This window comes from Enterococcus sp. AN402, assembly GCF_040719405.1.
Taxonomy (GTDB): domain Bacteria; phylum Bacillota; class Bacilli; order Lactobacillales; family Enterococcaceae; genus Enterococcus; species Enterococcus faecalis.
Genome location: NZ_JBFDTM010000004.1, coordinates 1479710 through 1494382, shown reverse-complemented (window position 1 = coordinate 1494382; position 14673 = coordinate 1479710). Strand labels below are relative to the sequence as shown.

Below are 14673 nucleotides of genomic sequence, written 5' to 3'. Positions count from 1 at the left end.
GAAGAGCCCTGTGACGAGTTTTCTTTCTTTTAATTCTGCAATTAATTTTAAATTTTCTTCCCAATTCATATGACTATTGCCAGTTTCGTTTGTTTGACTAGTACAATCTAAAGAAACAATACTAAGAAGTAAATGGCTCTTTTCAAGATATTCAAACATTTCTGACGTAAAGTAACCTGTATCATGGGTGGATAAAAAAGCATCTTTACCATCGTCTATAACGAAAATAAAACAATCTTCGCTGAAATTTCCATGTTGTGCAGGAAGGGGATAAATCGTATAGTTCGCAATAGTAAAACATTTGTAGGGCTGAATAACCTGATAATGTAATCGGGTATCGTCTTGACGACCTTCTAAATCAAAGGCGCGCTGATAAAACGTCTTAACTGCTTCATTTCCGTAAACAGTTAAACGATTTGGAATATCTAATGCATAACCAGACATTCGATAAGCCAAATCCTCGCCGTAAAAATGATCGGAATGCCAATGAGAGATTAGTAAAGAGTCAAAGTCTGCAAAACACAAGTCGTACTGCAACAGGTGTAAATAAGAATCCCCTGGAAAATCAATCAGTAGGACATCATCAATAATTAATTGAGTTTGTGTACGAATTTCTCGTCCTTTTTTCTCTCGAGCGTACTTACATAATTTACAATTACAAAAAATTCCTGGAATCCGTTCTGCTGCACCCGTACCTAAATAGTTGATTTTCATTGGGAGTACCTAACCTTTCTTTGACATTCTTCATACTTAGTAGATAACGCTGAACCTTAAAGTAAATGGGCATGGAAACTGAAACATTTGTTGTGTCCATCTTACCTTTTTTAGAGAAGAATTGAAATGGAATTTCTTAAGTAAATTTGCGTAAAATAGAAAAAGCTAGACGCCTTTTTTAATAAGCTGAATTTGTTGCGAATGTTCATGCTATTTCCGAGAAAAAGTTTTACCAAAGGCACTTTCATATCCATCTGCTATTAGTTATAGAAAAATAACAAGATGGACATAGCTTATTAGAGCAAAAATAACTACGCTATTGATAAAGAGTGAGGCGTGTTTTGAACAGGTTACGTGGGCAAATGAATTTGAATAAAAGGGATGACAAAAGATGACTATTGAAAAATTAGAATATTTTTATACCATTGCAAAATATAATAGTATTTCCAAAGCAGCCTCTGAACTCCATGTTAGTAAATCAACCTTAAGTGCGTCATTAAAAGATTTGGAAAGTGAATTGGGCCATTTACTTTTTGACCGTAACGGGAATTCTTTGACGTTAAATTCCTATGGTGATAAAATCGTCCAATCTGTATATATCATTTTAAACGAGGCTAAGAAAATGAAACTTAATTTGCATGAAATGATTGAGAATCCAGTGATGCGTTTAGGTTTTGGAAATACGTCCTTGATGTATAAAGTGACAGAAAATGAGGATCAACTGAATCGTTTTTGGGAATGTTACCATGGTTCATCGTTTGAGTTATTGAATAAATTGGAGAATCATGAGTTGGATTTTGTGATTACTTCTGCAGATGTGAATAGTCCAGTTTTAAAGAAAGAACAATTAATTGAACTAAAAATGTATCTTTGTGTTTCAAGAGAAATTAAACAAGAAATTGAGGAAGAAGGCTTCAGCTGTTTGACCAACTATCCATTTCTATTTTTGCCGCATCACTTAGATCATTTAGAAGCTACCAAGAGTGTGCTAGAAATGTTGCAATTAACAAGTCCGCTTGTTTGTTGCTACGATACGTTGATGCTTACTCGTCTCATTGAAAAAAGTAAAGGAGTTTATGCGGTAATCTCTCTTCGGAAAGAACAACTGCAGGAAATTGATTCTAAACTCTTCTTTTTACCGATTGAACGAAAACAAAAATTTTATTTATACCGAAATGTTTCCAGTTCGGTTTTTGTCCAACCTGGTCAAATCAAGGCAACTTTACAAAAGTTGCTAGAGACTTAGCCATTAAAATTACTTTGGAATAGTTACCAAAAATAGCTTTATTCGCTTAGATTTACTTTTGCTGCGGATAAGGCTATTTTTGTTGTTCATTGTTTAAAAGAGATGCTCAATTATGGGGCTGTTCGATATTTCTGAACAGAATGTTCAATTATTTAATAACTTAAGAATCGATAAATCGTATCTATTACGGTTCAATTTAAAGGGGTTCTGGTGTATAGTTTGGCTATCTAAAGATTTACTTTTTTAAATATAAAATAACTAAATGGCAAGGAATATAAAGAACTGTTGATACGTGAGTACTTGCGATAACTGTGTCGTTAGAAGTTTAAGTGTCATTGTTGCTTTTCCTGTTTTATGTAGTTGCTAGAAAGGACTGTTTTTATGATCGATAGAAAAAAAGTTATTTTGTATACTTGTTGCATGAGTTTGTTTGTAGTGACCATGGATGTTACGGTTGTCAATGTGGCGTTACCATCCATTCAAAGTGATTTTCACACGAATCTGTCTACATTACAGTGGGTAACAGATGGCTACACTTTAATGGTAGCATCCTTATTATTGTTGTCTGGGTCTACAGCAGATCGAATTGGCCGTAAACGAGTCCTTCAATTGGGCTTAGCCTGTTTTGGTTTAGCGTCTTTCCTATGTGGGATTTCGCAAACCCCAGGGCAATTGATCGCGTTTCGCATGTTGCAAGGGATTGGCGGTTCTATGTTAAATCCGGTAGCAATGTCTATTATTACACAGGTATTTACCGAAAAGTTAGAAAGAGCGAAAGCAATTGGCTTGTGGGGCTCTGTTACAGGGATTTCCTTAGGCATGGGCCCGATTATTGGCGGACTAATTGTTTCTTATTTTAGCTGGCGGTATGTCTTTTTTGTAAATGTACCGATCATTGCTGCGGCAATTATCCTTACACAAAAGTTTGTACCTGAGTCAAAAGTAGAGAAAACGGCGAAAAATGATTTTGTTGGTCAAGCATTGATGATTCTTTTTCTATTTAGTTCTATCTATTCCATTATCGGACTACCTAGAAAAGGGCTTTTCGCGCCAGATATTTTAAGTACTGGGATAATCGGCTGTTTAGCCATTGTCATTTTCTTTATTTATGAATATAACATTGACAATCCGTTAATCAACCCGCGTTTCTTTTTATCTATTCCATTTACATCGGCTTCTTTTTTAGCTATTTTTGGCTTCATCATATATAACGGCTATTTATTTTTAAACACGCTATATTTGCAAGAAATGAGAGGCTTCAGCCCGTTGGAAGCTGGCTTATCAACCATTCCTTTGGCTTTTGTTAGTTTTCTTGTTGCACCGAGAGCCGGCGAAATGGTAGGGAGAATAGGGACGAAACGTCCTATTATGCTTTGTGGTATTTCAATGTTGGCTGTTAGCTTTTTACAATTATTTGTAACTAAAACAACGCCTATGATTATTTTATTTATTATTTATATCTTTTTAGGCATTGGGTTTGGGATGTTAAATTCACCGATTACCATTACAGCGATTGAAGGAATGCCACTTTCTCAGTCAGGAACGGCAGCAGCCATTGCGGTGACATGTAAGCAAATTGGCAATTCTTTAGGGGTTGCGCTACCAAGTCTTTTAATTACAAAGCCTATTACTAGTTCGCTTACTCGAACACCTTTTACAAACGTATGGCTTTTATTTGGATGTTGCGCCATTGCGATTATCTTTTTAAGTTATTTATCCAATTCTCCGCTAGCGAAAAAGTCATTGCGCAGAGTTAGGTTTTATTTTTAACAAATCAAGATTTTTTTGAAGGGAAAGGAAGACAAACTTAGATGAAAAAAATAAATAACCGATTAGGACTCTTTTTATTTTTTGTTTTACTCTTTTGGGCAAAAACGATTCTGGCGTATTACCTAGATTTCTCATTGGGCGTTAAGGGCAGTCTCCAGCGAGAAATTTTATGGTTCAATCCAGTTGCTACTACGCTGTTATTATTTGGTTTTAGTTTGTATTTTAAAAAGCATAAAACATTTATGCTTAGCTTAACTCTTTTAAATGTTTTAAATACATTAATTTTATATTTGAATATTATTTTTTATCGTGAATTCACTGACTTTATTACCATCCAATCTGTTTTTGGCTTTTCAAAAGTTTCAGAAGGGATTTCTGGTGATTTACTTGCTTTAATGAGAGTCCACGATGTCTTTTATTGGCTAGATACTTTAGTGCTGCTCGTTTTGGTATTTTACTCTTTTAAACAGCGACGGAATCATCAAGTCTTTGTGACCAAACCTATCAACAGAAGATTGGCGATCTCAATTAGTTGTTTAAGTGTCTTGCTCTTTTCGGTTAACTTATTTTTAAGCGAAACCGATCGTCCTCAATTGCTTCAAAGAATTTTTGATCGTAATTATATTGTAAAATATCTTGGCTTGGATGCATTCACAGCCATCGATGGTGTCAAAACAGCCATGTCAAATGAGGTAAGAGCAGAAGCTAGTTCAAACGAATTACCTGAAATCATGAAATTTACCAAGCAAAACAATTTACCGCTTAATCCGCAGTATGCCGGGATTGCCAAAGGAAAAAATGTATTTGTGATTCATTTAGAAAGTTTTCAACAATTTTTGATTAATATGAAAGTCCAAGGCCAAGAGGTTACACCGTTTTTAAATCAGCTCTATCAAAACAAAGCGACAATCAGTTTTGATAATTTCTTTCATGAAGTAGGGCAAGGAAAAACGAGTGATGCGGAGAACATGTTGGAAACAGGAACATTCGGGTTACCGCAAGGCTCTCTTTTTACACAATTAGGATCAGACAATACTTTCGAAGCGGCTCCCGCAGTTTTAGGACAAAAAGGCTATACAACCGCTGTTTTCCATGGGAATGTGGGGAGTTTTTGGAATCGAGACCATGTGTATAAAAACTTAGGTTATCAATACTTTTTTGATCGGTCATATTTTTCAAAAGATGACAAAATGCTAGGTTACGGTATTTTAGATAAACAATTGTTGCGTGAATCAGCTAGTGAGCTTGAGCATTTACAGCAGCCATTCTATGCGAAGTTTTTAACTGTGACCAATCATACCCCTTATTATACGGATGACCAAAACTTCCCGTTTCCTAAATTGAACACAGGCAATTCGATTGTGGATGATTATGTTCGAACAGCGCACTATTTGGATCAATCGCTAGAACAATTTTTCCATTACTTGCAAACAACAAGTTTATACAATCATTCTATTTTTGTTATTTATGGTGACCACTTCGGTATTTCAGATGCGAACAACAAGGACTTATGTAAAGCCTTCAACCGCGATCCAAAAACGTGGACAAACTATGACAATGCGCAATTGCAAAGAGTACCTTTGATGTTTTACATGCCAGGCTATACGCAAGGGAAAATCATGCACGAATATGGTGGGGAAATTGACGTTTTACCGACACTGTACCATCTTTTAGGTGTCGATGATAAAAATTATATCCATTTTGGCACGGACCTTTTATCTCCTCAATATAAACAAGTGGTTCCTTTTAGAAATGGCGATTTTGTAACGCCTCAATTTTCTTATCTAGGTGGGGAAATCTACAATAATCAAGGAAAAAAATTAGACCAAGTTCCAGCAGATTTAAAAGCAGAAGTCACGAAAGATAACGATTGGGTGAAAAAATCGTTAAGTTTATCTGACAAATTAAATCAGGAAAACCTTTTACGTTTTTATAAACCACAAGGATTCCAAGAAGTGCAACCAAAGGACTACAACTATGATGTGGCTTTTGAAAAAAACAAAGTCTTAGAAGTAGAAAAACAAAAAAATGCACAATCAACTAGCTTGTTTAGTCAAAATGGCAATCAAACGACAGTCCAAAATTATCCGAATACGCCGTAGATCATTTAAGAAGGATAATTTTTGTAAGGGAAAAAGGATCTTGTATGAAGTGAAGAAGGTCAGGACAGAACCGTTTATTTTCGAAGGAATTGGTTCTGTTCCCGCCATTTATCAGGTTTTGAGCCTGGAACAAAAATCCAAAGTGATTTTTGTCCCAGGCTCTTTCGCTCTTTTATTGAGTAAGAAGTCAGTTTAGAATTTATATTAAGTTTCGCTGTACATTTTAAAATTACTATCAACAGAAAATACAACAGGCGGATTTCTAGATAAAAAAATTAGTAAAACAAGTATTAAATAAATAGTATTTTTGAGGATAAAGTAAGAGAAATGTTGTTTTTTTAATAGTTGTTAACGAAAACAAAATTATTTTATAACCATAAAATATATTTTTATTATAATTATATTATAAAATAATGAGCATATGATTTGCAGATAAGTTTTTCAGGGCCTATTCTGAATAGGAACTTAGCTATAAAAATAAAAGAGGAGAGTGGTTTTGATGAGAAAAACTCAGAAGATTGTGCCAATTGTGACAGCTTCAGACGAAAATTATGCTCCTTATTTGAATGTAATGATGACAACTGTTTTAGAAAATTGTCATGCGGAGAGACCTGTTCATTTTTATGTGATTGATGATGGGCTGTCGCTATCTAGCAAAAAAGCACTCCGAGAAACGGTTAGTAGTAACTCACAAAGTGCGACTGTTGAATTTCTAACAGCAGACAAAGAAGTTTATCAAAATTTTTTAGTGAGTGATCATATTACAACGACCGCTTACTTACGCATTTCTTTACCGTCACTTTTACAAAAATATAGCTATAAAAAGGTTCTTTATTTAGATGCAGATACGCTGGTTTTAGATGATATTGTCCAGTTGTATGATACGCCATTAGTGAACCAAACGATTGGCGCGGTTATTGATCCTGGTCAAGCATATGCCTTGAAACGTTTGGGCATCCATTCCTCCGATTATTATTTTAATTCTGGAGTCATGATGATTGATATTGACCGATGGAACGAGAAAGCAATCACTCAAAAAACAATTCAGTATCTAGAAGAAAATGGGGACCGCATAGTTTATCATGATCAAGATGCTTTAAACGCTGTTCTTTATGAAGATTGGCTAGCTCTAGAACCAAGATGGAATATGCAGACGTCTTTAGTTTTTAATCGTCATGAAGCGCCTAATGAGGCTTACCAAAAATTATATGCAGCGGGAAATCAAGAGCCAGCGATTATTCATTTTACTGGTCACGATAAACCCTGGAATACGTTAGAAAATCATCCTTATACAGCTCTTTATCTAAACAAGTTAAAGAAAGTAGGTGCAAGAAATGGAAAATAGAAAAGAATTAGCGATTGTCTCCTGTTGCAATACCAACTTTGTACCGCATCTTGCTGCTATGTTTGTTTCAATTTTAGAAAATAGTCCTTCAGCGGCAGCTGTTCATTTTTATGTGATTGATGACAATATCAATTTTGAAAGCAAGCAACTACTGTATTTTACGATTAAACATACCCAAATCAATGCAGAGTTAACATTTTTAAAAATCAACCCCCATTTTTTCAAAAATGTTGTAACCAGTGAACGAATTCCCAAAACAGCTTACTACAGGATTGCTATTCCAGAGCTGTTTAGAGGAAGCCAGATCGAACGGCTGTTGTATATGGATTGTGACATGATTGCCTTAGATGATGTCGCAAAATTATGGACAGTTGATTTAGGTGAAAATATCATCGCCGCTGTTGAAGATGCAGGGTTCCATCAACGTTTGGAAAAAATGGCGATTCCTGCAGAATCTATGTGTTATTTTAACTCAGGCTTGTTGCTAATCGATGTTAAAAAATGGTTGAATTTAGATGTAACCACTAAAGTCTTAAGATTTATTGAAGAAAATCCAGATAAATTACGTTTCCATGATCAAGATGCATTGAATGCGGTTTTACACGACCGTTGGACCCTGTTGCATCCTAAGTGGAACGCCCAAGGTTATATTCTGTCAAAAGCGAAAAAACATCCAACTATTTATGGAGAAAAACAATATGAAGAAACGAGAAGAGCACCATCCATTATCCACTTTACTGGCCATGTCAAACCTTGGACGAAAGAATTTCAGTGGTATACCAAGCGTTATTATGATCAATATGCGAATAGGACGGCCTTTCGTTGTGTCAACACATTCAATCAATATTTATCTTATACGAAAATTAGCAGAAGGATTGAATATGCTCAATAATGAATATTGTCATGGATTTCGTAAAATCAGTTACTTGTTAGTTGTTGCCAGAACCAAACAATAGAAACGAAGAAGTCGGGATCGAACTGTTTTTCAGATTTTGAGTATGAGACAAAAATCTAAAGTGATTTTTGTCTCATACTCTTTTTTGTCTATTTAAAATAAAGCCAGCAACTGGTATCATATTTAAGGATGGTTTTTTATAAAAAAATGATTTCTTGAGGAAAAAAATATTACAATAAAGAAAAATAAAAAAATGTAAACGTTATCATTTCAAGGTTATAGCGGTATGAAGATATTTATTAATACTTTTTATTGACAAAATAAAAAAAACCACCGTACTATTGGTTTGTGGTTATAACCAGTTAGGGTAAAGGAGAAAGTTATGGAAAATGCCTTTAAAAACAAAGCTTTGTATCATCAACTTGTTGATTTGCTGCAGGAACGAATCGAAACATGCATGATTCCTCATGACAAGTTGCCCTCTGAACGTGAATTGACTGCACAATATGGAGTGAGTCGGACGACGGTCCGGTTAGCGCTACAAGAACTAGAAAATAGAGGTTCCATCTATCGTCGTCATGGCAAAGGAACATTTGTTTCAGATATAAAAAAAGAGGCCGCTGATTTAGCTGGCGCATATAGTTTTACAGAACAAATGAAAGGGCTGGGTCGAAAACCACATACCCGTATATTATCCTTCGAAAAATTGGAAGCGGATAAATTTATTTGTCAGCATTTGAATCTTTCGTTAGGAGAGGCAGTTTTTAAATTAAGTCGGTTGCGGATTGCTGATAACGAGCCATTAATGGTTGAAGACACATACTTGCCTGTGAAATTTTTCTTATCACTCACGGATCAATTACTACGTAGCAAACCATTATATGATCTATTTTCAGAAGATTTTAAGCAAACCGTTCGTTTAGCTGATGAAGAATTATATGCTAGCATTGCGTCAAAAGAAGATGCCAAATTATTGATGATTCCAGAAGGAGCGCCAGTCCTTCATTTAGCACGCCAGACATATAACATGAAAAATGAAATTATTGAATTTACGTTGAGTGTGGCGCGAGCAGACCAATTTCATTATCAGATACGCCATATTCGGAATAGTTAGGAGAGTTAAGTATGTTTACAGCAGAAAAAGAAGAACTAGAACAACTAGGAGCGGAAATCACGACACGTGAAATTCGTCAGCAACCTGAGCTTTGGCAAGAAACCGTGACACTTTATCATGAAAATCAAACAGCTTTGGAAAACTTTTTAAAAGAAGTCCAAGCCAAAGCGCAAGGAAAACGCACAAGAGTAATTTTTACAGGAGCAGGGACTTCGCAATATGTCGGTGATACTGTTGTACCTTATCTCCGAGCACACGGCGACACACAAGCCTTTTCATTCGAAAGTATTGGGACAACGGATATTGTGGCCAAACCAGAAGATTATCTGATTAAAGACGAACCAACATTGTTAGTTTCGTTTGCAAGAAGTGGAAATAGTCCTGAAAGTTTAGCGGCAGTTGAAGTAGCTAATCAAGTGGTTGAAACAATTCATCATTTAGCGATCACTTGTGCCGAAGAAGGACAACTGGCACAAATAAGCCAAAAAGAAGAAAACAGCTTTTTATTCTTAATGCCAACACGTTCCAATGATGGTGGTTTTGCGATGACTGGTAGCTTTTCTTGCATGACCTTGGGTACATTACTACTCTTTGATCAAACAGCCTTTGAGCAAAAACAAGATTATGTAACCGCTCTAATTAAATTAGGTGAAGAAGTGCTATCCCGTGAAGAAGAATTAAATGAAATTGTTAACCTTGATTTTGAACGCATTGTTTATGTTGGTTCTGGAAGTTTAGCTGGTTTGACAAGAGAAGCGCAATTGAAAATTTTAGAACTAACAGCCGGCAAAGTTGCCACAATTTTTGACTCTTCTATGGGCTTCCGTCATGGACCAAAATCATTTATTAATGAAAAAACAATAATGTTTGGTTTTGTTAATAATACACCATACACAAGAGATTATGACTTGGATATCTTAGAAGAAGTTCACGGTGACGAAATTGCGGCGGGTGTTTTCGCGATTGCTCAACCTGGCAAACGTAATTTCTCAGGTTCAACTATTGAATATTCCGCAGAAACTGCTCTATTACCTGATGGCTATTTAGCATTAGCAGATATCATGGTAGCCCAAACAGTCGCACTTTTAACATCTATTAAAGTTGGAAATAAACCGGATACCCCTTCACCGACAGGTACAGTGAATCGTGTGGTTAAAGGCGTAACGATTTATGACTATAAATAATACAACATTTGGAGGAGGAACTATGCTTACGTTAACAGCTGGAAAAAAAGCGGCAATGGATCGTTTGTCAACCCAAGAAGGAATCATTAGCGCATTAGCCATTGATCAACGAGGTGCCTTGAAAAAAATGATCAAAGCACTAGATGTAGAGCCAACCGATGCACAAATTGAAACGTTTAAAGAATTGGTCTCGAAAGAATTGACACCTTATGCGTCCGCCATTTTATTGGATCCAGAATATGGATTGCCTGCTGCAAAAGCACGCGATACCGAGGCTGGATTGTTACTCGCTTATGAAAAAACGGGCTATGATGCAACAACTCCGGGACGATTGCCTGATTTACTAGCAGATTGGTCTGTTTTACGCTTGAAAGAAGAAGGCGCAGACGCGATTAAATTTTTACTCTACTATGATGTGGATGAGGATCCAGAAATCAATCATCAAAAACATGTATTCATTGAACGCTTAGGAAGTGAATGTGCAGAAGAAGACCTACCATTTTACTTAGAATTAGTTTCTTACGATGCACAAATAGCAGATGCAACTTCTTTAGAATATGCAAAAGTTAAACCGCATAAAGTGAATGAAATGATGAAAGAATTTTCTAAACCCCAATATAAAGTAGATGTATTGAAAGTGGAAGTTCCAGTTAATATGAATTTTGTAGAAGGTTTTGCGCCGGCTGAAACAGCGTATACAAAAGAGGAAGCGGCGAATTATTTCTTAGAACAAAGTCAAGCCACTGATTTACCATTTATCTTTTTAAGTGCCGGTGTCTCAACAGAGCTATTCCAAGAAACACTACGTTTCGCTAAAGAAGCTGGTTCAACATTTAATGGTGTTTTATGTGGCCGTGCTACGTGGAAAAATGGCGTGAAACCTTTCGTTGAAGCAGGAGAAACTGCGGCTTGTGATTGGTTAAAAACAGAAGGCCGAGAAAACATTGAAAGTTTAAATGAAGTCATCGCGGCAACCGCCAGCTCTTGGCATGCAAAAGTTCAAGTAAACGAAGGATAATTGGGAGGCATAGCTGTGATAGTAACAGTAACAATGAATCCGTCAATTGATATCTCCTACCTATTAGATCATCTAAAGCTTGATACCGTTAATCGGACCAGTCAGGTGACCAAAACCCCTGGTGGCAAAGGATTAAATGTCACTCGTGTCATTCATGATTTAGGTGGAGATGTTATAGCTACCGGCGTTCTTGGTGGTTTTCATGGGGCGTTTATTGCAAACGAGTTAAAGAAAGCAAACATCCCCCAAGCATTTACGTCAATCAAAGAAGAAACGCGTGATTCGATTGCGATTTTGCACGAAGGGAATCAAACTGAAATTTTAGAAGCTGGACCGACTGTTTCCCCAGAAGAAATCAGTAACTTCCTTGAAAATTTCGATCAATTAATTAAGAAAGCAGAAATTGTCACAATTTCTGGCAGTTTAGCGAAAGGATTAGCATCAAATTTTTATCAAGAATTAGTTCAAAAAGCTCAAGCACAAGAGGTTAAAGTACTACTAGATACTTCTGGTGATAGTTTAAGGCAAGTTCTTCAAGGACCATGGAAACCGTATTTAATTAAACCTAATTTAGAGGAACTAGAAGGATTGCTAGAGCAAGATTTTTCAGAAAATCCATTAGCAACTGTACAAACAGCTTTAACAAAACCAATGTTTGCTGGAATTGAATGGATTGTCGTATCTTTAGGAAAAGATGGTGCAATTGCCAAACATCACGATCAATTCTATCGTGTAAAAATTCCAACGATTCAAGCTAAAAATCCTGTTGGTTCAGGAGATGCAACCATTGCTGGTCTTGCATATGGACTAGCCAAGGATGCCCCAGCGGCCGAACTGCTAAAATGGGGCATGGCGGCTGGAATGGCTAATGCCCAAGAAAGAACGACTGGGCATGTAGACGTAGAGAACGTGAAGAAACATCTTATGAACATCCAAGTAGTTGAAATTGCTAAATAAAGAGCTTTCTTTATTTAGCAATTATCCAGCAATTGAAAGCGTTTACTAGAAAGGGTGGCAATGTGGACAGATTTGAAATTAAAGAGGAGTTTCTTTTAAATGGTCAACCATTTAAAATTTTATCAGGCGCCATTCATTATTTTCGTGTAGATCCCTCAGATTGGTATCATTCACTTTATAACTTGAAAGCTTTAGGCTTCAATACAGTTGAGACATATGTACCATGGAATTTACATGAACCGCAAAAAGGAACATTTCATTTTGAGGGAATATTAGATTTGGAGCGCTTTTTAAAATTAGCACAAGAACTTGGACTATATGCGATTGTGCGGCCGTCTCCTTATATTTGTGCAGAATGGGAGTTTGGTGGTTTTCCAGCTTGGCTATTAAATGAACCAGGACGGATGCGTTCGAATAATCCAACCTATCTGAAGCATGTTGCGGAATATTATGATGTTTTAATGGAAAAAATTGTTCCGCATCAACTTGCTAACGGTGGCAATATTTTAATGATTCAAATCGAAAACGAATATGGTTCATTTGGCGAAGAAAAAGCGTATTTACGGGCGATTCGTGATTTGATGATTGCACGTGGCGTGACAGCACCATTTTTTACTTCTGACGGGCCATGGCGCGCAACATTGCGGGCAGGCAGCATGATTGAAGATGATATTTTAGTAACTGGGAATTTTGGCTCAAAAGCCAAAGAAAATTTCGGTATGATGCAAGCCTTTTTTGAAGAACATGGTAAAAAATGGCCGTTAATGTGTATGGAATTTTGGGATGGCTGGTTTAATCGTTGGAAAGAGCCAATTATTAAACGAGATCCGCAAGAATTGGCTGAATCAGTTAGAGAAGCATTAGCATTAGGCAGTATCAACTTATATATGTTTCATGGCGGCACCAATTTTGGGTTTATGAATGGCTGCTCCGCACGAGGAACCATTGATTTACCACAAATCACTTCCTATGATTATGATGCGCCACTTGATGAACAAGGGAACCCAACCGAAAAGTATTTTGCGTTACAAAAAATGCTTCACGAGGAGTATCCTGCGTTACCACAAGCTGAGCCATTAGTAAAAGAATCTTTTGCGCAAACAGCAATTCCTTTAACCAACAAAGTGAGTTTGTTTGCAACCTTAGAAACGATTAGTCAGCCAGTAATTAGCGTTTATCCGCAAACCATGGAACAATTAGGACAAAATACAGGCTATCTTCTTTACCGAACAAGCATTGAAAAAGATGCTGCAGAAGAAAAGCTAAGAGTGATTGACGGTCGTGATCGTCTGCAATTATTTGTCAATCAGGTACATCAAGCAACGCAATATCAAACGGAAATCGGCGAAGATATTTACGTTACACTGCCGCAAGAGAATAATCAAATCGATGTTTTAATGGAAAATATGGGTCGTGTCAATTACGGGCACAAATTATTTGCAGATACTCAGAAAAAAGGGATTCGAACGGGTGTCATGGCAGATTTACATTTTATGACGCAATGGCAACAATATTGTTTACCTATGACAAGCTGTGAACAGGTAGACTATTCAAGAGAATGGCAACCTGATCAACCAAGCTTTTACCAGTATCATGTGGAGTTAGCAGAAGTGAAAGATACATTTATTGATGTTTCTAAATTCGGCAAAGGAATTGTTTTTGTTAACCAAACCAATCTTGGTCGTTTCTGGAATGTTGGTCCCACGCTTTCCTTATATATTCCCAAAGGATTATTAAAAGAAGGGCAAAATGAGATCGTCATTTTTGAAACGGAAGGAACGTACCAACCAGAAATTCAGTTAGTAAAAGAACCACTATATAAAGAAATGAAAGAGGGATTACAATGAGTATTATTGGCGTAAGAATTGATGGACGTTTGATTCATGGACAAGTGGCAAATTTATGGGCGACAAAATTGAATATTTCCAGAATTATGGTCGTTGATGATGAGGTTGCAGGGAATGCCATTGAAAAAAGTGGCTTAAAATTAGCAACACCAGCTGGCGTGAAACTAAGCGTGTTACCAGTTGAAAAAGCTGCTCAAAATATTTTAGCAGGAAAATACGACTCACAACGTTTACTAATTGTGGTACGGAAACCAGATCGTTTATTAAAACTAGTAGAACTTGGGGTGCCGATTAAAGAAATCAATGTTGGGAACATGTCACAAACAAACGAAACACGGTCGATTACTAAGTCAATCAATGTGGTCGATCAAGATATTGAGGTTTTTAAAGAGTTAAATGCTAAAGGTGTCCATCTGATTGCTCAAATGGTGCCAAGTGACAAAGCGGAAGACTTTATGAGTTTGATAACAAAATAGGAGGG

11 protein-coding genes and 1 pseudogene are annotated in these 14673 nt (G+C 36.5%); 11 read left to right on the top strand and 1 reads right to left on the bottom strand.

The genetic code is table 11. The features are described from left to right. Window positions 1–9 precede the first annotated feature (9 nt). Window positions 10–714 (bottom strand): annotated as a pseudogene (locus tag AB1I62_RS08620) (MBL fold metallo-hydrolase); the annotation flags it as partial. Window positions 715–1105: 391 nt separating this feature from the next. Here AB1I62_RS08620 and AB1I62_RS08615 point away from each other — a divergent pair. The 11 genes from AB1I62_RS08615 to AB1I62_RS08565 all read left to right on the top strand — a co-directional run bounded on the left by AB1I62_RS08615 (window position 1106) and on the right by AB1I62_RS08565 (window position 14668). Next, window positions 1106–1960 carry a LysR family transcriptional regulator gene (locus AB1I62_RS08615; RefSeq protein ID WP_002361978.1) on the top strand — a complete coding sequence of 285 codons (855 nt, stop codon included), beginning with the start codon at window positions 1106–1108 and terminating at the stop codon, window positions 1958–1960. Window positions 1961–2341: 381 nt separating this feature from the next. Beyond that, window positions 2342–3730: an MFS transporter gene (locus AB1I62_RS08610; protein WP_002391405.1), complete on the top strand. Its 1389-nt coding sequence runs from the start codon at window positions 2342–2344 to the stop codon at window positions 3728–3730. 41 nt (window positions 3731–3771) lie between these two features. Further along, window positions 3772–5832, top strand: a complete 2061-nt coding sequence (locus tag AB1I62_RS08605; RefSeq protein WP_048737269.1) for an LTA synthase family protein — start codon at window positions 3772–3774, stop codon at window positions 5830–5832. Window positions 5833–6331: 499 nt separating this feature from the next. After that, window positions 6332–7177 (top strand): glycosyltransferase family 8 protein, encoded by an 846-nt coding sequence (locus AB1I62_RS08600; RefSeq protein ID WP_048737267.1) that lies wholly within the window; start codon window positions 6332–6334, stop codon window positions 7175–7177. After that, window positions 7167–8069, top strand: a complete 903-nt coding sequence (locus AB1I62_RS08595) for a glycosyltransferase family 8 protein (protein ID WP_002382420.1) — start codon at window positions 7167–7169, stop codon at window positions 8067–8069. Before AB1I62_RS08600 ends, AB1I62_RS08595 begins: the two co-directional genes overlap by 11 nt. Before the next feature lie 385 nt (window positions 8070–8454). Next, the gene (locus AB1I62_RS08590; protein WP_002360115.1) at window positions 8455–9186 is read left to right on the top strand and encodes a GntR family transcriptional regulator; all 732 of its coding nucleotides are present in this window, start codon (window positions 8455–8457) and stop codon (window positions 9184–9186) included. A gap of 11 nt (window positions 9187–9197) precedes the next feature. Continuing rightward, window positions 9198–10370, top strand: a complete 1173-nt coding sequence (locus AB1I62_RS08585; RefSeq protein WP_002357242.1) for an SIS domain-containing protein — start codon at window positions 9198–9200, stop codon at window positions 10368–10370. A 22-nt stretch (window positions 10371–10392) separates the two neighbouring features. Next, window positions 10393–11388 (top strand): tagatose-bisphosphate aldolase, encoded by a 996-nt coding sequence (gene lacD, locus AB1I62_RS08580; protein ID WP_002357245.1) that lies wholly within the window; start codon window positions 10393–10395, stop codon window positions 11386–11388. Between the two features lie 15 nt (window positions 11389–11403). Continuing rightward, window positions 11404–12345 (top strand): hexose kinase, encoded by a 942-nt coding sequence (locus AB1I62_RS08575; RefSeq protein ID WP_082153286.1) that lies wholly within the window; start codon window positions 11404–11406, stop codon window positions 12343–12345. A 32-nt stretch (window positions 12346–12377) separates the two neighbouring features. Further along, window positions 12378–14192, top strand: a complete 1815-nt coding sequence (locus tag AB1I62_RS08570) for a beta-galactosidase family protein (RefSeq protein ID WP_174078482.1) — start codon at window positions 12378–12380, stop codon at window positions 14190–14192. Then, window positions 14189–14668: a PTS sugar transporter subunit IIB gene (locus AB1I62_RS08565; RefSeq protein WP_002361968.1), complete on the top strand. Its 480-nt coding sequence runs from the start codon at window positions 14189–14191 to the stop codon at window positions 14666–14668. The genes AB1I62_RS08570 and AB1I62_RS08565 overlap by 4 nt, the downstream gene beginning before the upstream one ends. Window positions 14669–14673 lie beyond the last annotated feature (5 nt).

Excerpts from the sequence above, each read along its gene's own strand:
- AB1I62_RS08595 (WP_002382420.1), top strand. The coding sequence starts at position 7,167 with ATGGAAAATAGAAAAGAATTAGCGATTGTCTCCTGTTGCAATACCAAC.
- AB1I62_RS08590 (WP_002360115.1), top strand. The coding sequence starts at position 8,455 with ATGGAAAATGCCTTTAAAAACAAAGCTTTGTATCATCAACTTGTTGAT.
- AB1I62_RS08600 (WP_048737267.1), top strand. The coding sequence starts at position 6,332 with ATGAGAAAAACTCAGAAGATTGTGCCAATTGTGACAGCTTCAGACGAA.
- AB1I62_RS08565 (WP_002361968.1), top strand. The coding sequence starts at position 14,189 with ATGAGTATTATTGGCGTAAGAATTGATGGACGTTTGATTCATGGACAA.
- AB1I62_RS08615 (WP_002361978.1), top strand. The coding sequence starts at position 1,106 with ATGACTATTGAAAAATTAGAATATTTTTATACCATTGCAAAATATAAT.
- lacD (WP_002357245.1), top strand. The coding sequence starts at position 10,393 with ATGCTTACGTTAACAGCTGGAAAAAAAGCGGCAATGGATCGTTTGTCA.
- AB1I62_RS08605 (WP_048737269.1), top strand. The coding sequence starts at position 3,772 with ATGAAAAAAATAAATAACCGATTAGGACTCTTTTTATTTTTTGTTTTA.
- AB1I62_RS08585 (WP_002357242.1), top strand. The coding sequence starts at position 9,198 with ATGTTTACAGCAGAAAAAGAAGAACTAGAACAACTAGGAGCGGAAATC.
- AB1I62_RS08610 (WP_002391405.1), top strand. The coding sequence starts at position 2,342 with ATGATCGATAGAAAAAAAGTTATTTTGTATACTTGTTGCATGAGTTTG.